Source organism: Pseudomonas sp. GNP014, from assembly GCF_054344005.1.
Genome location: NZ_JBTGUS010000001.1, coordinates 4851800 through 4873103, shown reverse-complemented (window position 1 = coordinate 4873103; position 21304 = coordinate 4851800). Strand labels below are relative to the sequence as shown.

General features: G+C 65.4%; 3 protein-coding genes (1 of these 3 only partly in view). All 3 read left to right on the top strand.

Annotated features, from left to right (window positions below; all coding sequences use genetic code 11):
- The first annotated feature begins 116 nt into the window (after positions 1 to 116).
- Positions 117 to 6530 carry a non-ribosomal peptide synthetase gene (locus ACXX9E_RS21810; protein WP_458556172.1) on the top strand — a complete coding sequence of 2138 codons (6414 nt, stop codon included), beginning with the start codon at positions 117 to 119 and terminating at the stop codon, positions 6528 to 6530.
- A 218-nt stretch (positions 6531 to 6748) separates the two neighbouring features.
- Positions 6749 to 19762, top strand: coding sequence for a non-ribosomal peptide synthetase (locus tag ACXX9E_RS21805; protein WP_458556171.1), 13014 nt, complete (start codon positions 6749 to 6751; stop codon positions 19760 to 19762).
- Positions 19759 to 21304, top strand: the 5' portion of a protein-coding gene (locus ACXX9E_RS21800) for a non-ribosomal peptide synthase/polyketide synthase (RefSeq protein WP_458556170.1). 16283 nt of this gene lie beyond the right edge of the window; 1546 of the gene's 17829 nt are visible here — the first part of the coding sequence; the start codon lies at positions 19759 to 19761; its stop codon lies off the right edge, out of view. Before ACXX9E_RS21805 ends, ACXX9E_RS21800 begins: the two co-directional genes overlap by 4 nt.

Below are 21304 nucleotides of genomic sequence, written 5' to 3'. Positions count from 1 at the left end.
AGCGGCAACCGGGGCTGACAGGCCTTGGGAGGGTGCTGGGTTGTCCGGGTTTCACGTGTCATGTCGGCGTCGGGGCCGATGCTTGAATAGGCGCAAAATTTCATGAGAAGGACTTTATGCCGCCTATTTCTGCCCCAGCGGTGGACACGCCGTCCGCATCGACCCAGACGTGTCCCCTGACCGCAGCGCAGCTGGACATCTGGCTGGATCAGCTGAGTCGCGGCGATTCGCCGCTGTACAACATCGGCGGGTACCTGGAGCTGAGCGGTCCGCTGGATCCGGCACGGATGCAGGCAGCGCTCGAAGGCCTGGTGGCCCGGCATGACGCCCTGCGCACGGTGCTACTGCCGGGCGCCGGCGTCGATGGCTTGCCGTTGCAGCGGTTTGCCCGCGCATGGCCGGTGCCGATGCCGATTCACGATGTGTCGGCGCAGGCCGACCCGGAGTCGGCGGCGCGGGCATTGGTTCAGGCGCGTATTGATCAGCCCTTCGTGCTGGGCGGCGGCTGCCTGTTCCGTTTTCTGTTGATCCGCCTGGATGATGAGCGCCACTGGCTGTCCGTTCAGGCCCATCACCTGATCATTGATGGCTGGAGCTTCGGCGAAATGTTCAAGTCGCTGGACGATATCTATAACGCGCTGGCGAACGGCCAACCGGCGCCGGCCTCGGCACCGTCCTACCTCGACTTCATCGCCGACGATACGCGCTATCGCGCGTCGCCCCGTTACGCGCTGGACCGCAGGTACTGGCTGGACAAATACCGGCAATTGCCCGAGCCGCTGTTGCTGCCACGCCACCAACCGAGCCGCGCCGGCAAAACCGTTCAGACCCAAGTGTTCACGCAACCCTTGCCGGCGTTGTTGCACGAGCGCATGAAGCAGGTGGCTCGAGGCGTTGGCGCTTCGGCGTTCCATGTGTTGCTGGCGGCGCTGCACGTGTATTTCAGCCGTACGGCGCAGCGTGACGAATGGGTGGTCGGCCTGCCGATTCTCAATCGCGGCGGTGCACGGTTCAAATCCACCCTCGGGCTGTTCGCGCAGATCAGTGCGGTCCACATGGCGTTTGGTCGCCAGCGCACGTTCGGTGAACTGGTCAGGGCGATCCGCGATGAGCTCAGAAAGGATTTTCGCCATCAGCGTTTCCCGGTCAGTGAGATGAACCGCGCCCTGGGCCTGCTGCGTGAGGAGCGCTCGCAGTTGTTCGAGGTGACGGTGTCCTACGAGCAGGGCGCTCACGATTATCGCTACGGTGAGGCGTCGGGGCGGATGATCAAGGCCTCCAACATGGAGGAGGCCACGCCGCTGGCGGTGCACCTGCTGAGCAATCAGGTCAACGACGACGCGCATTTGTACCTGGTTTACAGCGAGGCGTATTTCAGCGCCGAGGAGATCACGGCCCTGGCCGCACGCTGGCTGTTGATTCTGGAACAAGGGCTGGAGGCGGTGAACTTGCCGGTGGCGGATTTCAGTCTGAGCACGCCTGAGGAAGAGGCGCTGCTGCAACAGTGGAATGCGACGCGAGTGAGCTACCCGGCGGTGAGCACGATCCATCAGCGTTTCCAGGCGCAGGTGGCGCAACGGCCGCAGGCGCTGGCGGCGGTGCAGCAAGGGCAATCGCTGACCTATGCCGAGCTTGATCAACGGGCCAACGCGCTGGCTCATCATTTGCTCGACCTTGGTGTGCGCCCGGATGACCGGGTGGCGATCGTCGCCCGGCGCGGTCTCGACACGTTGGTCGGGTTGCTGGCGATTCTCAAGGCCGGCGCCGCCTATGTGCCGCTCGACCCGGCGCATCCGGCCGAGCGCCTGAGCTATCTGCTGGAGGACAGCGCGCCGCGGGCGGTGCTGACCCAGCGTGGTTTGCGCGGGCATCTGCCGGCGTTGTCGGTGTCGGTGATCGAACTCGATCGCCCGAGCTGGCCGGCCACTGATAGTGACGCGCCAAAGGTGCCCGGACTGACCCCGGCACATCTCGCCTATGTCATTTACACCTCCGGCTCCACCGGCCTGCCCAAAGGGGTGATGGTCGAGCACCGGACCCTGTGCAATCTGGTGGATTGGCATGCTGACGCGTTCGATCTGCAGGCCGGCAGCCAGACCTCGAGCCTCGCCGGGTTCGGTTTCGATGCGATGGCCTGGGAAGTCTGGCCGGCGCTGTGCGTGGGCGCGACCTTGCACCTGGCACCCGCCAGCGAGGGCAGCGAAGACATTGGTGCGCTGCTCGACTGGTGGCGGGCGCAACCACTCGAGGTGAGTTTTCTGCCGACCCCGATCGCCGAATACGCCTTCAGCCGCCAGCTCGATCATCCGACCTTGCGCACGCTGCTGATCGGTGGCGATCGCCTGCGCCAGCTCCCGCGCCCGCAATCGTTCGCGGTGATCAACAACTACGGCCCGACCGAAGCCACGGTGGTGGCGACCTCGGGGCGCCTCGCCGCCGGGCAGGCGCTGCACATCGGCAAGCCGGTGAGCAACGCCACGGTGTATGTGCTCGATGATCAGCAACAACCGCTGCCGCCAGGCGTGGCCGGCGAGTTGTACGTCGGTGGGGCCGGCGTGGCTCGCGGTTACCTGAACCGTGCGGACCTGAGCGCCGAACGCTTCCTGCGCGATCCGTTCAGCCGCGAAGCGGATGCGCGGATGTATCGCACCGGCGATCTGGCGCGCTGGCGCAACGACGGCACGCTGGAGTATCTGGGGCGTAACGACGATCAGGTGAAAATCCGTGGCGTACGCATCGAACCGGGAGAAATCGAGAGCGCACTCGCCAGCCATGCGGCGGTGCGCGAAGCCGTGGTGCTGGTGCGCGACGGGCAGTTGTGGGCGTGGTTCACCGAGCAGGCGCCGCTGGACATCAACCAGTTGCACGCGCACCTGAAAAGTCGCCTGAGCAGTGCCATGCTGCCGAGCGCCTACGTGCGTCTACCGGCATTGCCCCTGACCGCCAATGGCAAGGTCGACCGCAAGGCGCTGCCGGCGCCCGGGCCTGAGGACCTGATCCGCCGCGAATATGAAGCGCCGCAAGGCGAGGTTGAAATCGCTCTGGCGCTAATCTGGACGGAAGTGTTGCAAGTCGAACGGGTCGGGCGTCACGACCATTTCTTCGAGTTGGGCGGGCATTCTTTGCTGGCGGTGATACTGATCGAGCGCATGCGTCAGCTCGACTTGAGCAGTGACGTGCGCGTGTTGTTCAGTCAGCCGACCCTCGCCGCATTGGCGGCCTCGGTCGGCAGCGGGCGTGAAGTCGAGGTGCCGGCCAACCGCATCGCTGCCGACTGCACGCACATCACCCCGGCGCTGCTGCCGCTGGTGCAACTGGCGCAGGCGGACATCGAGCGCATCGTCGCCACGGTGCCCGGCGGGGCGGCCAATGTGCAGGACATTTATCCGCTGGCGCCGCTGCAGGAAGGCATCCTCTATCACCACATCACCGCCGCCCAGGGCGATCCGTACCTGCTGCAATCGCAACTGGCGTTCGACAGCCTTGAGCGCGTCGAGGCTTTCGCCGCAGCGCTGCGCGAGGTCATGGCGCGCCACGACATTCTGCGCACGGCGGTGCTCTGGGAGGGCCTGAGCACGCCGGTGCAAGTGGTCTGGCGCGAGGCGATTCTGCCGTTGCAGGAAGTCGAATTCGACCCGGCCAACGGCCCGGTCCTCGAGCAGTTGCATGCGCGCTTCAACGCCCGGCGTTACCGCCTCGACGTCAGTCAGGCGCCGCTGATGCGTCTGGTGTACGCCAAGGATCCGGCGTTGGGTCGGGTAGTGGGGATTCTGCTGTTTCATCACCTGGCGATGGACCACATTGCCCTCGAAGTGATGCGCGGCGAGTTGCAGGCCAGCCTCTGCGGGCAGGTCGTGGAACTGGCGCCGCCGGTGCCGTATCGCAACTACGTGGCGCAGGCGCGCCTGGGTGTCAGCGAGCAGGAGCACGAGACGTTTTTCCGCGAACAACTGGCGGATATCGACGCGCCGACCCTGCCGTTCGGCCTGCAGCAAGTGCAGGGCGATGGTTGCGGCATCGACGAGGCGCAGCAGGCGCTGCCGGCAGAGGTCTATCAGCGTTTGCGCCATCAGGCGCGTCAGGCCGGGGTCAGCGTCGCGAGCCTGATCCATCTGGCGTGGGCGCGGGTGCTGGCGGCGACGTCCGGCCAGTCCAATGTGGTATTCGGCACCGTGCTGATGGGGCGGATGCAGGGCGGCGAGGGCGCCGACCGGGCGTTGGGGGTGTTCATCAACACATTGCCGCTGCGTATCGACGTCGACGCCGGGGTGCTCGACGCTGTGCGCGCTACCCATGCACGACTGACCGCACTGCTCGGGCACGAACATGCGTCGCTGGCGCTGGCCCAGCGTTGCAGCGGAGTCGCCTCACCGGCGCCGCTGTTCAGCGCGCTGCTCAACTACCGGCACAGCGATGAATCGCAACTGCTGGAACCGTCGCGGCAAGCCTGGCAAGGCATCGAAACCCTGGCCAACGAAGAACGCACCAACTATCCGCTGACCCTGAGCGTGGATGATTACGGCAACGGTTTGCGCCTCACCGGCAGGGCCGTGGCGCAGATCGGCGCGCAGCGGATCTGCGGTTATATGCAAGCCGCGCTGAGCGGCCTGGTGCAGGCGTTGGAACAGGCACCGCAACAGCCGCTGAACCGTTTGCCGATCCTGCAGGCCGAGGAGTTGCAACGCTTGCTGATCGCGTTCAACGCCACCGAGGTCGATTGCCCGCTGGAACAGCCGCTGCACGTTTTGTTCGAAGCGCAGGTGCGGTGCAAACCGAACGCTATTGCGCTGCAGAGCGGTGAACGCAGCCTGACTTATCGCCAGCTCAATGAGCACGCCAACCGCCTGGCCCACCACTTGCGCGAACTCGGCGTACAGTCGGATGCGCGGGTGGCGATCTGTGTCGAGCGCGGGCTGGATCTGGTGGTCGGTTTGCTCGGCATCCTCAAGGCGGGGGGCGCCTATGTGCCGCTGGACCCGGACTATCCGCTGGAGCGTCTGAATTACATGTTGCAGGACAGCGCGCCGGTTGCCCTGCTGGTGCATGGCGCCACGCGGCAACTGTTGGGCGAGCCGGGGGTGCCGCTGCTCGACCTCGACCGCCGCACGTGGGACCAGCAACCCGCGAGCAATCTGCAGGTGCCCGGCCTCGGCGCCGCGAACCTCGCCTATATGATCTACACCTCGGGTTCTACAGGCCTGCCCAAAGGCGTGATGATCGAACACCGCAGCGCCTGCAACATGGTGCACTGGGGCTCGGTCATTTCGCCGCCAACCGGGCACGGTGCGCTGCTGCAAAAAGCGCCGTTCAGCTTCGACAGTTCGGTGTGGGAGATCTTCTGGCCGCTGTGTTCCGGCATGCGTCTGGTATTGGCCCGACCGGATGGCAACCGTGATTCGGCGTACGTGGTGCAGACCATTCGCCAGCATCAAGTGACGGTGGTCAAGTTCGTCCCGGCGTTGCTGCAGCAGTTCATCGAACAGGACGACGTCGAGCAGTGCACCAGCCTCACTGATGTCCTCAACGGTGGCGGCGAACTCAGCGCGGCACTGGCGCGGCAGGTGCGTGCCCGGTTGCCATGGGTGCGTTTGCACAACGTCTACGGCCCGACCGAAACCACGGTGGACAGCACCGGATGGACGCTGGAGCCGCACCTGCCGGTGCCGGAGAATCTGGTGCCGATCGGCAAGGCGCTGAGCAACACCCGTCTGTACGTACTCGACGCTTACGATCAACCGGTGCCGCAAGGCGTCAGCGGTCAGTTGCACATCGGCGGGGTCGGCGTGGCGCGCGGTTATCACCGATTGCCCGAGATGCAGGCCGAGCGCTTCATCGACAGCCCGTTTGTGCCAGGCGACCGGCTGTACCGCACGGGCGATCTGGTGCGCTACAACCCGCATGGCGAGCTGGAGTTCCTCGGCCGCAACGACTTCCAGATCAAGCTGCGGGGCTTGCGCCTGGAGCCGGGGGAAATCGAGGCGCGGCTGATCGAACATCCAGCGATCCGTGAAGCGCTGGTGATGGTGCGCGACGAGCGTCTGGTGGCCTGGTACACCGTGCGCTGCGGTGCAGAAGCACCGGGGCTGGAGACCTTGCGCACCCATGTGCTGGCGCGGCTGCCCGAATACATGGTGCCCGGAGCCTTTGTGCGGCTCGACACTTTACCACTGACGCCCAACGACAAGATCGACCGGAAAGCCTTGCCGGAACCGGGGGCGGACGCGCTGATCAACCGGCCTTACGTGGCGCCCGAGGGTGAAGTCGAAACCACGCTGGCACGGATTTGGGGCGAGGTGCTCGGCGTCCATCAGATCGGGCGGCATGACAACTTCTTCGAGCTCGGCGGGCATTCGTTACTCGCTGTAAGCCTGGTGGCGCGCATGCGCCAGAACGGTTTGCACACCGATGCCCGGGCGCTGTTCAGTCAGCCGACGCTGGCTGCGCTGGCGCTCAGCACCACGCGAGAGGCGCAGCAAGTGGTCATCCCGAAAACCACCATCCCGAGCCTCAACCGCAAACGCCGGCTCTAGTCCGGCGCCGTCCACTACGGCTGACATCGAACCTGTGGCGAGGGCGCTTGCTCCCTCGCCACAGGTATTCGGCAACTCGTCGGCAGGGAAGGTGGCTTGTCCCCGCTTCCCATGTCAGCCCCCCATGCCCCGATGTTTTAGTTTTTCCAGGCTGCGCGCAGTTCGCACGGACTCGCGGCTGCGCGCTCATTTTTCTCGTATTTACAGCAGGTTATCCCATGCAATTCAGCGAACTGATGGCTGTTATTTCCACCCATGCGATCCGCCTTCAACAGGAAGATGAAGACCTGGTCATTCTGGGCAGCGACGACGCGCTGGATGATGCGGTGTGGGACAGTCTCGCCGCGCACAAGGCGCAACTGCTGGAACTGGTCGCCCGTCACGGCGGCGACTGGTTGAGCCCGGCGTTTCGCATCACCCCGGACATGCTGCCGCTGGTGACGCTGGATCAGCCGACCATCGACCGTATCGTCGCCAGCGTGCCGGGCGGCGCTGCCAATTTGCAGGATATCTACCCGCTGGCGCCGTTGCAGGAAGGCATGCTGTACCTGCACCTGTCGGCGCCTGCTGGCGACCCCTACGTGTCGCAGGCGCGCTTCGCCTTCGCCAGTCGTGAGCGTCTGGAAGCTTTCGCCGAGGCGCTGCAGTGGATGATCGAACGCCACGACATCCTGCGCACCTCGTTCGTCTGGGAACGCCTGGATGAACCGCTGCAAGTGGTGCAACGCCATGCGTCGCTGCATTGCGAAGAAGTCCGGCTCGATCCGGGTGTCGACGTGCTGACGCAACTGCTCGAACGTCACGATCCGCGCACCTTCCGTCTTGACGTGCAGCAGGCGCCGCTGCTGCGTCTGGTGTATGCGGCGGACCCGGCGAACGGGCGTGTGGTTGCGCTGTTGCTGTTTCATCACCTGATCATGGACCACGTCGCCCTCGATGTGGTGCGTCGGGAAACCCGTGCGCACCTGCTCGGCCAGGCCGCGCAGGTCGGGCCGGCGGTGCCGTATCGCGATCACCTGGCCAAGGCGCGCCTGGGCCTCGACCAACAGTTCCATGAGGCGTTCTTCCGCGAGATGCTCGCCGACATTGACGAGCCGACCTTGCCCTGCGGTTTGCAGGATGTGCAAGGCGATGGCCAGGCCATCGAAGAAGCCTTGCTGATGCTTGAGCCCGAGTTGAGTCGACAACTGCGCGGCCAGGCGCGCCAGCTCGGGGTCAGTGTCGCCAGCCTGATGCACCTGGCGCTGGGCCGGGTGCTCGGCCAGTTGTCCGGGCGCACGGCGGTGGTGTTCGGCACCGTGCTGCTGGGGCGGATGGAGGCAGGCGAGGGCGGCGAGCAAGCGCTGGGCATGTTCATCAACACGTTGCCGCTGCGCGTGGATGTCGGGCAGGACGGGGCGCGCGAGGCGGTGCTGGCGACCCATCGGCGCCTGACTGCATTGCTCGCCCATGAGCAGACGTCACTGGCACTGGCCCAGCGCTGCAGCGCCGTCGCGGTGCCGACACCGCTGTTCAGCGCGATTCTCAACTACCGGCACAGCAGCGCGGAAGACGTCGCCGAGGTCAGCGATCTGGCCCCTGGCGTGCAGGTGTTGGGCGCCCGTGAGCGCACCAACTACCCGTTGACCGTCAATATTGATGATCTCGGTGAAGACTTGCGCATTACCGCGCTGGCGGACGCGGTCCTCGGTGCCGAGCGCATCGCCCGTTACCTGAACACCGCGCTGCACAGTCTGGTGCACGCTCTGCAATCGGCGCCGAATACGCCGCTGCACAGCCTCGATATCCTGCCGGCAGCCGAGCGTGAAAAACTCCTGCATGGCGACCGTTCATTGGCGCCGCGCTTCCCCGAATCACCGCTGATCCACCAACAGTTCGAAGCCCATGCACGGGCCCGGCCCGAAGCGCCGGCGCTGATGTTCGGCGGGCACACCCTGAGCTACGGCGAACTCAATCGCCGCGCCAACCAGCTCGCGCATCACTTGCTGGCGCGCGGTGTCCGCCCGGATGACCGGGTGGCGATTTGCGTCGAGCGCGGCCCGCAGATGATCGTCGGCCTGCTCGGCGTGCTCAAGGCCGGCGCCGCTTACGTGCCGATCGACCCGGCGTATCCGCTGGAACGCATCGCCTACACCCTTGAGGACAGCACCCCGGTGGCGCTGTTGATGCAGGCCGACACCGCCGAGCGCGTGGCCGGTGCCGAGGTTGTGCAAATCGACCTCGACAGTGTGCAACTGCACGCCGAACTGACCAGCAATCCGTACATCCCTGAACTGCTGCCGAGCCATCTGGCCTATGTGATCTATACCTCCGGTTCCACCGGTCTGCCCAAAGGCGTAATGGTCGAGCACCGCAACGTGGTGCGGTTGTTCGCGGCGACCCAGCCGTGGTTCAACTTCAACCCGCAAGATGTCGGGGCACTGTTCCATTCCTTTGCCTTCGACTTTTCGGTGTGGGAAATCTGGGCCGCGCTGGCCTTCGGTGGCCAGTTGCTGCTGGTGCCGCAAGCGGTCAGCCGTTCCCCGGACGACTGCTACGCGTTGCTGTGCCGCAGCGGCGTCACCGTGCTCAATCAGACCCCGAGTGCCTTCCGCCAGTTGATCGCCGCGCAGGGGCGCAGCCCGTTACAGCACTCGTTGCGCGAAGTGGTGTTCGGCGGCGAAGCCCTGGAACCGGGCCTGCTCAAGCCGTGGTATGCGCGGGTCGGCAATGCCGGCACGCGCCTGGTGAACATGTACGGCATCACCGAAACCACCGTGCACGTGACCTATCGGCCATTGGCCGCGGCGGATGCGCATCTGGTCGGGCGCAGCCCGATTGGTGTGGGCATTCCCGACCTGCAACTGTACGTGCTCGACGCCCAACGCGAACCGGTACCCGCCGGCGTCATCGGTGAGCTGTACGTCGGCGGTGCCGGGGTTGCCCGTGGCTACCTCAATCGCCAGGCGCTGACCGCCGAGCGCTTTATTGCCGACCCGTTCAGCGGCCGCACCGACGCCCGTTTGTACAAGACCGGTGACCTCGCACGCTGGACCGCAGACGGCAGCCTCGAATACCTGGGGCGCAATGACGATCAGGTGAAAATTCGCGGTTTCCGCATCGAACTGGGCGAAATCGAAGCGCGTCTTGCGGCCTGCCACGGTGTGCGTGAAGCGGTGGTCATCGCCCGCGAAGACAGCCCCGGTGATCAGCGGCTGGTGGCTTACTGGCTGGCCGCAGAAGACGCCGCGCCGAGTGCCGCGCAATTGCGCGACGCGTTGCTGCTGTCGCTGGCCGACTACATGGTGCCGAGCGCCTTCGTACGCCTCGATGCGTTGCCGCTGACCACCAACGGCAAGCTGGATCGCAAGGCCTTGCCGCAGCCTGAGAGCGATGCGTTCGCCCGGCGCGGTTTTGAAGCACCGTCGGGTGGCGTGGAAACGCTGATTGCCGGCCTCTGGCAGACCCTGCTCGGTGTCGAACAGGTCGGCCGTCACGACAATTTCTTCGAACTCGGCGGCCATTCGCTGCTGGCGGTAAAACTGATCGAGCGCATGCGTCAGCACGATCTGCACTGCGACGTACGCGTGCTGTTCGGCCAGCCAAGCGTGGCGGCACTGGCGGCGACGCTCGGCAGCGGCCATCGCCTCGTGGTGCCGGACAATCGGATCAGCGCCGATTGCACACGGATCACCCCGGACTTGCTGCCACTGGTCTCACTGGATCAAGCCGCCATCGACCGCGTCGTGGCCACGGTGCCCGGCGGCGTCGCCAATGTGCAGGACATTTACGGTCTGGCACCGTTGCAGGCGGGGATTCTCTATCACCACCTGGCGACCAGCGCCGGCGACCCGTACGTGCTGCAGGCGCAGTTCGCCTTCGCGGGTCTGCCACAGATCGAGGCCTTCGTTCGCGCACTGAATGCAGTGATCGCCCGGCACGACATTCTGCGCACCGGCGTGGTCTGGGAAGGCCTGGAAGAACCGCTGCAGGTGGTCTGGCGCGAAGCGCCGCTGGCGCTGGAGCGCGTCGATGCCGACCTGCTCGAAGGCGACGTGCTGGAGCAGATGCAGGCGCGTTTCGATCCGCGTCACTACCGCCTCGACCTGCGCCGTGCGCCTTTGATGCGCCTGGCTTATAGCGAAGACCGCGAACACCAGCGCTGGGTCGGCATCCTGTTGCTGCACCACATCGTCCTCGACCACACCGCACTCGAGGTGTTGCTGGCAGAAATGAGCGACAGCCTGCAACCAGGCGCTCGCGAACTGCCGGCGCCGGTGCAGTACCGCAACTACGTGGCGCAGGCGCAACTGGACGCCAGTGCTCAGGCGCATGAAGCGTTTTTCCGCGACATGCTCGGCGACATCGAAGAACCGACCGTGGCCTTCGGTCTGCAAGACGTGCATGGCGACGGCAGCAGCATTGTCGATACAGTGCAGGCGCTGGACGCCGGCGTTGCCCGGCGCTTGCGCGAACAGGCGCGCCGGCTCGGGATCAGCGCCGCCAGCCTGGTGCACCAGGCCTGGGGGCAGGTGCTGGCGCAAATGTCGGGCCGCGACGAGGTGGTGTTCGGCACGGTCTTGCTCGGGCGCATGCAGGGCGGCGAGGGCGCCGACCGCGCCTTGGGCATGTTCATCAACACCTTGCCGCTGCGGGTCAGCGTCGGGGCGATGGCGGTGCAGGACGGTGTGCGCGCCACCCACGAGCGGCTGGCGCAACTGCTGGGCCACGAACAGGCCTCGCTGGCGCTGGCCCAGCGTTGCAGCGGTGTATCGGCGGCGCTGCCGCTGTTCAGCACCTTGCTCAACTATCGCCACAGCGCGGCACAATCGGCGAGCGTGGCGTGGGATGGCATCGAGGTGCTGAGTTCCCGCGAGCGCAGCAACTATCCATTGGTGATCAGCGTTGACGATCTCGGTGAAGGCTTTGGCCTGACTGTGCAAGCCGTCCCGCAAGTGAATGGCGTGCGGGTCTGCGATTACCTGCAAACCGCGCTGCACAACCTGCTGACAGCACTGGAGCACGCTCCGGCCACTGCGCTGCAGCAGATTTCGGTGATGTCGCCCAGCGAGCGGCAGCGGGTTCTGGTCGGGTTCAACATCACCGGGCGTGAATACCCGCCTGCGCAAACCGTACAGCGTCTTTTTGAAGCGCAAGCGGTGGCCCATCCCGAGGCCCTGGCGGCGGTGCAAGGTACGCAGCAATTGAGCTATGGCGAACTCAACCAGCGCGCCAATCGCCTCGCGCATCACCTGATCGGCCTTGGCGTGCAGCCCGACGACCGGATCGCCCTGTGTGCCCGGCGCAGCCCCGACATGCTGGTCGCACTGTTGGCGATCCTCAAGGCCGGCGCCGCTTATGTACCGGTCGATCCGGCGTACCCGCCGGAGCGCATTGCCTACCTGTTGCAGGACTGTGCGCCGGTGGCGATCCTGGCCCAGGCCTCGACCCGCGACCTGCTCGGTGGCGTACCGCTGATCAATCTCGACAGCGAACGCTGGCAACACCTGTCAGATGCCAATCCGCGGATACCGGCGCTGACGCCGAACCATTTGGCCTATGTGATCTACACCTCCGGTTCCACCGGCCAGCCGAAAGGGGTGATGGTCGAACATGCGACCCTGGAAAACCTCGTGCACTGGCACGTCGAAGCCTTCGACCTGCAGGCCGGCAGTCATACCGCGAGTGTCGCCGGGTTCGGTTTCGACGCCATGGCCTGGGAAGTGTGGCCAGCGCTGTGCGTCGGTGCGACCTTGCACCTGCCGCCGCAGTCGATCGGTAACGAGCACCTGGACGAGTTGCTCGACTGGTGGTGCGCGCAGCCGTTGCAGGTGAGCTTCCTGCCGACACCGGTGGCCGAATATGCCTTCAGCCGTCAGTTGCAGCACCCGACCTTGCGCACGCTGTTGATCGGTGGCGATCGCCTGCGCCAGTTCACGCGCCTGCAAAGCTTCGAGGTGATCAACAACTATGGTCCGACCGAAGCGACGGTGGTCGCGACTTCCGGGCGGGTAGAGTGTGGCCAGCCGTTGCACATTGGCCGGCCGATCGCCAATGCCAAGGTGTACTTGCTGGACGCCGAGCAGCGTCCGGTGCCGGTGGGCGTGGCGGGCGAGTTGTATGTCGGCGGCGCGGGCGTGGCGCGTGGCTATTTGAATCGCCCCGAATTGAGCGCTGCGCAGTTCCTCTTTGACCCGTTCAGCGATGACCCGCAGGCGCGCATGTACCGCACCGGCGATCAGGCGCGCTGGCTGGCCGACGGCAATATCGAGTACCTGGGGCGCAACGACGATCAGGTCAAATTGCGCGGCGTGCGCATCGAACTCGGTGAAATCGAAGCCGCGCTCGGCAGTCACGCGGCGTTGCAGGAAGCTGTGGTCCTGGTGCGCGATGGGCGCCTGATCGCCTGGTTCACCGAGCGCTCGGCGGTTGACATCGAACAGTTGCGCAATCACTTGCAGGCGCGCCTGCCCGACGCTTTTTTGCCCGCGGCTTACGTGCGGCTGGCGGCCTTGCCGTTGACCGCCAACGGCAAGATTGATCGCAAGGCCTTGCCGGAACCGGAGCACGGTGCGTGGCTCAGCCGCGAATACGAGGCGCCACACGGTGCGGTGGAAATCGCGCTGGCGCAGATCTGGATCGACGTGCTGAAGGTCGAGCAGGTCGGGCGCCACGACAACTTCTTCGAACTGGGCGGGCATTCGTTGTTGGCGGTGAGCCTGATCGAACGCATGCGCCAGATCGACCTCGCCGCCGACGTGCGTGTGTTATTCAACCAGCCGACTCTGGCAGCACTGGCCGCCGCTGTGGGCAGCGGTCGTGAAATTGCAGTCCCGGCCAACCGGATCCCGCCAGGCTGCACGCACATCACCCCGGACATGCTGAGCCTGACCGAACTCGATCAGCCGAGCATCGCACGCATCGTCGCCACGGTGCCCGGTGGCGCGGCCAACGTGCAGGACATCTACCCCTTGGCGCCGCTGCAGGAAGGCATTCTTTATCACCACCTGAGCGCCGAACAGGGTGATCCATACCTGCTGCAATCGCGACTGGCGTTCGACAGTGTCGAGCGTCTGCGCACGTTCGGTAATGCCTTGCAGCAGGTCATCGCACGCCACGACATCCTGCGCACCAGCGTGGTCTGGGAGGGACTGTCGAGTCCGCACCAGGTGGTGTGGCGCGAGGCTCCGCTGGTGGTGCAAGCGGTGGCGCTGGACCCGGCGCAAGGTGACATTCTCGAACAGTTGCACGCACGCTTCGATGCGCGCTATCACCGCCTCGACCTCAGCCAGGCGCCGCTGATGCGCATCGTCTATGCCGAGGACCCGACGCAGCAGCGGGTGGTGGCGATTATCCTGTTCCAGCACTTGATCCTCGACCACACCGCGATGGCAGTGGTGGGCGAGGAAATGCGTGCGTTCATGTTCGATCAGGCCGACAGCCTCGGCGCGCCGATGCCGTATCGCAACTACGTGGCGCAGGCGCGGCTGGGCGCCAATGAGCAGGAGCACGAAGCGTTCTTCCGCGACATGCTTGGCGATATCGACGAGCCGACCCTGCCGTTCGGCCTGCACGACGTGCAAGGCGATGGCGGCGACATCGAGGAGGCGCAGCAAACCGTCGATGCCGGGCTGGCACGGCGTCTGCGCGAGCAGGCCCGGCAACTGGGCGTCAGTCCGGCGAGCCTGATGCACGTGGCCTGGGCGCAGGTATTGGGCGTGCTTGCCAACCGCCGCGACGTGGTGTTCGGCACGGTGCTGCTGGGCCGTCTGCAGGGCGGCGAGGGCGCCGACCGCACGCTGGGCGTGTTCATTAACACCTTGCCGTTACGCGTGGACGTCAGCGCAGGCGTGCAAGGCGCGGTCAAGGCCACACACGCACGCTTGACCGCGCTGTTGGCCCATGAACATGCGCCACTCGCGCTGGCCCAACGCTGCAGCGCGGTGTCCGGGGCGCCGCTGTTCAGCGCCATTCTCAACTACCGGCACAGTGCGGCCGAGGCGCAGCCGCGTGACGGTCAGGGTATCTGGGAAGGTGTGCAGTTACTCGGCGGCGAAGAGCGCAGCAACTACCCGCTGACCCTCAGCGTCGACGACCTGGGCGAAGGCTTCGCCCTCGCGGTGCTGGCGCTGACGCAGATCGGCGCGCAGCGCATTTGCGGCTACATGCACACCGCGCTGGAGCATCTGGTGAACGCGCTGGAACAGGCGCCGCAACGTCCGCTCAACCGCTTGCCGATTCTTCCGGTGGAGGAATACGAGCGCTTGCTGGTCGGCTTCAACCCGACAGCGACGGCGTACCCGCGCGGGGCAACGATTCAGGCGCTGGTGCAAGTGCAGGCCGCGCAACAACCAGAGGCTCTGGCGGTGGTGCAGGGCGCGCAGCAACTGACCTATGCGCAACTCAATCAGCAGGCCAATCGCCTGGCCCATCACTTGCTCGGCCTCGGCGTGCAACCGGACGACCGGATCGCCGTGTGCCTGCAACGCAGCCCGCAAATGCTGGTGGCGCTGCTGGCGATCCTCAAGGCCGGCGCCGGTTACGTGCCGGTCGATCCGGCGTACCCGGCGGAACGCATCGCTTACCTGTTGCAGGACAGCGATCCGGTGGCGGTGCTGGCACAGGCCTCGACCCGTGAGCTGTTGGGCCGGGTGCCGGTGATCGACCTCGACCAGGACATCTGGCAGCACCTGTCCGACGCCAATCCGCAACTGCCGACGTTGACCCCGGCGCATCTGGCCTACGTGATCTACACCTCGGGTTCGACCGGCCAGCCGAAAGGCGTGATGGTCGAACATGCGACCCTGGAAAACCTCGTGCACTGGCACTGCGAGGCGTTCGACCTGCGTGCGGGCAGCCACACCGCGAGTGTCGCCGGTTGCGGTTTTGACGCGATGGCCTGGGAAGTCTGGCCGGCGCTGTGCGTCGGTGCGACCCTGCATTTGCCGCCGCAGTTGATCGGCAACGAACACCTCGACGACTTGCTCGACTGGTGGTGCGCGCAACCGTTGCAGGTCAGCTTCCTGCCGACTCCGATCGCCGAATACGCCTTCAGTCGCGAGCTGCAGCACCCGACGCTGCGCACGTTGTTGATTGGCGGCGATCGCCTGCGCCAGTTCCCCCGCGAACACAGCTTTGCGGTGATCAACAACTACGGTCCGACCGAGGCCACGGTGGTCGCGACCTCCGGCCAGATCAATGCCGGCCGGCTGCTGCACATCGGCCGGCCCGTCAGCAACGCCAAAGTCTACCTGCTCGATGATCAGCAACGGCCGGTGCCGGTGGGCGTGACGGGTGAGTTGTACGTCGGTGGCGCGGGGGTGGCCCGGGGTTATCTGAACCGCCGCGACCTGAGCGCCGAACGCTTCCTCGAAGACCCGTTCAGCGACGAACCGCAGGCGCGCATGTACCGCACCGGCGACCTCGCGCGCTGGTTGGCCGATGGCAATATCGAGTACCTGGGGCGTAACGACGATCAGGTCAAACTGCGCGGCGTGCGCGTGGAACTGGGGGAAATCGACACCGCGCTGTCGAGTCATCCGGCGGTGCAGGACGCGGTGGTGCTGGTGCGCGAGGCGCGTTTGATCGCCTGGTTCACGGCGCGCACGGCAGTCGACATCGAGAACCTGCGCCTGCATCTGCAGGCACGCTTGCCGCAGGCCTTGGTGCCCGCCGCTTATGTGCGCCTGTCGGCGCTGCCGTTGACCGCCAACGGCAAACTCGACCGCAAGGCCTTGCCCGAACCGGATCAGGACGCCTGGCTCAGCCGCGAATACGCTGCACCGCAAGGTTCAGTGGAAACCGCGCTGGCGCAGGTCTGGGCCGAGGTGTTGCAGGTCGAGCAGGTCGGGCGTCACGACAACTTTTTCGAACTGGGCGGCCATTCGCTGCTGGCGGTGAGCCTGATCGAACGTATGCGTCAGCTCGGCCTGAGCACCGACGTGCGCGTGCTGTTCAGCCAGCCGACCCTCGCCGCGCTGGCCGCCGCCGTGGGCAGCGGCCGCGAAGTCGAAGTGCCGGCCAACCTGATTCCGAGCGGATGCACGCACATCACCCCGCAGATGCTGACGTTGCTGCAACTGGATCAGCCGAGCATCGAGCGGGTGGTCGCGACGGTGCCGGGTGGCGCGGCCAACGTGCAGGATATTTACCCGTTGGCGCCGCTGCAGGAAGGCATTCTTTATCACCACTTGAGCGCCGCGCAGGGCGATCCGTACCTGCTGCAATCGCGCCTTGCATTCGACAGCCTCGAACGCTTGCAAGCCTTCGCCGCCGCGCTGCGTCAGGTCATGGCCCGTCACGACATCCTGCGCAGCGGGGTGGTCTGGGAGGGCTTGGCGACGCCGGTGCAAGTGGTCTGGCGTGAGGCGCAACTGCCGGTGCAGGAGGTCATCCTCGACCCGGCGGCCGGCGATGTTCTGGCGCAGTTGTACGAGCGTTTCGACGCGCGGCATTACCGCATCGAGCTCAGTCAGGCACCGTTGATTCGTCTGGTCCATGCGCACGACCCGGCCAATGAGCGGGTGGTCGCGATGCTGCTGTTCCATCACATCGCCATGGACCACACGGCGCTGGCCGTGGTGCAGGAAGAAATGCAGGTGATCCTTTTCGGCCACGGCCAGCCACCGCTGCCGGCGGTGCCATACCGCAACTACGTGGCGCAGACGCGCCTGGGCGTCAGTGAGCAGGAACATGAAGCGTTCTTCCGCACGATGCTCGGTGACATTGACGAGCCGACACTGCCGTTCGGTCTGCTTGACGTACACGGCGACGGCAGTGACATCGAAGAAGTGCGCCAGAGCGTGCCCGAAGCCCTGGCCTTGCGCTTGCGTGGCCAGGCGCGGCAACTGGGGGTGAGTGTCGCCAGCCTGTTCCACCTGGCGTGGGCGCAAGTCCTGGCCGCGACTTCCGGGCAGGAGCACGTGGTGTTCGGCACCGTGCTGTTGGGCCGGATGCAGGGCGGCAGCGGTGCCGATCGCGGCCTGGGCATGTTCATCAACACCTTGCCGTTGCGCGTCGATCTGGGCGACACCCCGGTGCGTGCCGGCGTCCGTGCGACCCACGCCCGACTGACCGCGTTGCTCGGCCACGAACATGCGTCACTGGCGCTGGCCCAGCGTTGCAGCGGTGTGGCAGCGCCGGCGCCGCTGTTCAGCGCCATGCTCAACTACCGCCACAGCGTCAGCGAGGAACAGCAGCAGGCCGCTCGCCTGAGCTGGCAAGGCATCCATAATCTTTCCAGCGAAGAGCGCACCAACTATCCGCTGAGCCTGAACGTCGATGACCTCGGCCAGGGCTTTTACCTCACGGCGATGATCCCTTCGCGCATTGGCGCGGCGCGGGTCTGTGGCTACCTGCAACAGGCGTTGTCGGGGCTGGTCGAGGCGCTGGAGCAGACACCGCAGCAGGCGTTGAACCGTCTTCCGGTGTTGCCGGATGGCGAACGTCGGCAACTGCTGTTCGGCCTCAATGCCACTGACGTCGATTACGATCTGGAGCAGACGATTCATGGGCTGTTCGAGGCGCAAGTGCAGCGCTCGCCGCAGGCGCCGGCGGTGGTGGCCGCTGAGCAGTCGCTGACCTTCGCCGAACTCAATGCGCGGGCCAATCAACTGGCGCGGCATTTGCGCGGGGTGGGGGTGCAGGCCGATTCGCGGGTGGCGATCTGCGTCGAACGCAGTCTGGATATGGTGGTCGGGCTGCTGGCGATTCTCAAGGCCGGCGGCGGTTACGTGCCTCTGGACCCGGCTTACCCGTTGGAGCGTCTGGCCTACATGCTGGAGGACAGTGCGCCACTGGCGGTGTTGGTGCAGGGTTCGACTCGCTCGTTGCTCGGTAACGTCACGGTGCCGCTGATCGATCTGGATCAGCCGCACTGGCAATCGCAACCGGCGGACAATCTGTCAGCACCGGAATTGACCCCGCACCACACGGCTTACGTGATTTACACCTCGGGTTCCACCGGGCAACCCAAAGGTGTGATCAACGAACACGCCGGGGTGGTCAACCGCTTGTTGTGGATGCAGGACGCTTATCAGCTGACGGCAGCCGATTCCGTACTTCAGAAGACGCCGTTCAGTTTCGACGTGTCGGTGTGGGAGTTCTTCTGGCCGTTGATGACCGGCGCCCGACTGGTCATGGCAAGGCCCGAGGGGCACAAGGATCCGCAGTACCTCAGCGAAGTGATCGAGCGCGAGCACATCACCACGCTGCACTTTGTGCCGTCGATGCTCGACGTGTTCCTCACCCACGGCGACACCACGCGTTGCAGCGGATTGCGTCAGGTCATGTGCAGTGGCGAAGCCTTGCCGGGCAGCATCGTTCGGCGTTTCAAACAGCAAGTGCCGGGCAGCAAATTGCACAACCTGTACGGCCCGACCGAAGCGGCGGTGGACGTCACCGCGTGGGATTGCGCCGGGCCGCTGGAGCAAACTCCGGACAATACGCCGATCGGCAAACCGATCGCCAACACCCGGATGTACATCCTCGATGCGCAACAACAGCCCGTGCCCCAAGGCGTGGTCGGCGAGTTGTATATCGGCGGCGTGCAAGTGGCCCGTGGTTATCTGAATCGCCCGGAGCTGAGCGCCGAACGCTTCCTCGACGATCCATTTCAAGCAAAAGGACGCATGTACCGCACCGGCGACGTCGCGCGCTATCTGGCCGACGGCAATATCGAATACCTCGGCCGCAACGACGATCAGGTGAAGATCCGCGGCTTGCGCATCGAACTCGGTGAAATCCAGGCCCGCCTGACTCAGGTCGATGGTGTGCAGGAAGCCGCCGTGCTGGCTCGCGAAGACGTACCTGGCGACAAGCGTCTGGTCGCGTATTACACCGGCGCCCGCCTCGAAATCGACGTTCTGCGCAGTCACCTGCTGGAGCATTTGCCGGACTACATGGTGCCTGCCGTGTTCGTGCATCTCGACACGTTGCCGCTCAGCCCCAACGGCAAACTCGACCGCAAGGCGCTGCCGGCGCCGGATCAAGGCGCGTTGCCAACCCGCGAATATGAAGCCCCGGTCGGCGAAGTGGAAGTCACCCTCGCACGCCTGTGGGCCGAACTGCTCAACGTCGAGCGGGTAGGGCGTCACGACCATTTCTTTGAACTGGGTGGTCACTCGCTGCTGGCGGTCAGTCTGATCGGCCGGCTGCGTCAGGAAGGCATGGAAGCCGATGTCAGGTCGTTGTTCGAACATCCGACCCTGGCCGGTTACGCCGCAATTACGGAAAGAATGGAGATCGTCCTGTGAACGTGATCGAACTGTTGGCCACATTGAAGGCTAAAGATATTCAGCTGGCGGTCACGGATGACCAGTTGCGGGTCAACGGCAACAAACAGGCCTTGAGCGATCCGGCATTGCTGGCGCTGTTGCGCGAGCACAAACCGGCGCTGATCGAACTGATCAAGGCCGGGCAATACTCGGCCACCCGACACGGGCAGGTCGAGGTGCCGGCCAATGGCATTGTTCCGGGGACGACACGCATCACACCGGCGATGCTGACCCTGGTCGAACTCGACCAGGCCACCATCGACCGTCTCGTTGAGCAAGTGCCCGGCGGCGCGGCCAACGTGCAGGACATCTATCCGCTGGCGCCGCTGCAGGAAGGCATTCTCTATCACCACGCCAGTGGCGGCGAGGGCGATCCGTATGTCATGCAGTCGCACTTCGCCTTTGCCAGCCGTGAACGCTTTCAGGCGTTCGCCAACGCCCTGCAAAGCGTGATTGAACGCCACGACATCCTGCGCACTGCGGTGTTCTGGGAAGGGCTGGATGCACCGGTGCAAGTGGTCTGGCGTCGGGCCGAACTGCCGATGGAGGAAGTGCTGCCCCCGACAGCCGACAGCGACGTGCTGGCGTACCTGCACGAACGTTTTGACGCCCGGCATTTTCGCCTCGACGTCAGCCGCGCACCGTTGATGCGCCTGGCCCATGCCTGGGACGAAGCCGGGCAGCGGGTGATCGCCACGTTGCTGTTCCATCACATGGCCCTCGATCACTCGGCCCTCGACGTGGTGCGTCATGAAATGCGCGCCTGCCTCACCGGACAATCTGAATCACTCGGGCGCCCGGTGCCGTTTCGCAATTACGTGGCCCAGGCGCGACTGGGCGTCAGCGAAGCCGAGCACGAGGCGTTCTTCCGCGACATGCTCGGCGATGTCGACGAGCCGACGCTGCCCTATGGTCTGCAAGACGTGCAGGGTGACGGCAGCCAGATCGAAGAGTTGAGCGTGCCGGTCGAGGCGCTGCTGGGGCAGCGTTTGCGTGCTCAGGCGCGCACGCTCGGGGTGAGTGCCGCGAGCCTGTTTCACCTCGGCTGGGCGCAAGTGCTGGCGGCGCTCACCGGCAAGCAACAGGTGGTGTTCGGCACGGTGCTGATGGGGCGCATGCAGGGCGCCGAAGCGATTGACCGGGCGCTGGGGATTTTCATCAACACCTTGCCGCTGCGGGTGGATATCGACGGCGAGGACGTGCGTGCGGCGGTCAACGCCACGCACGCTCGGCTGACCACGCTGATGCGCCACGAATACGCGCCGCTGGCCCTGGCCCAGCGGTGCAGTCACGTGGTGGCGCCGACCCCGTTGTTCAGCACGCTGCTCAATTATCGCCACAGCCACGACGTCGCCACGGCCAGTGCGCAAACCCTTGCAGCATGGGAGGGCATCACCACCCTGAGTTCCGAGGAACGCACCAACTACCCGTTGACCCTGAGCGTCGATGACCTCGGTGAGCGTTTCCATCTGACCTTGCTGGCCAGTACGCAAACCCATCCGCAGCGGGTCTGCGACTACA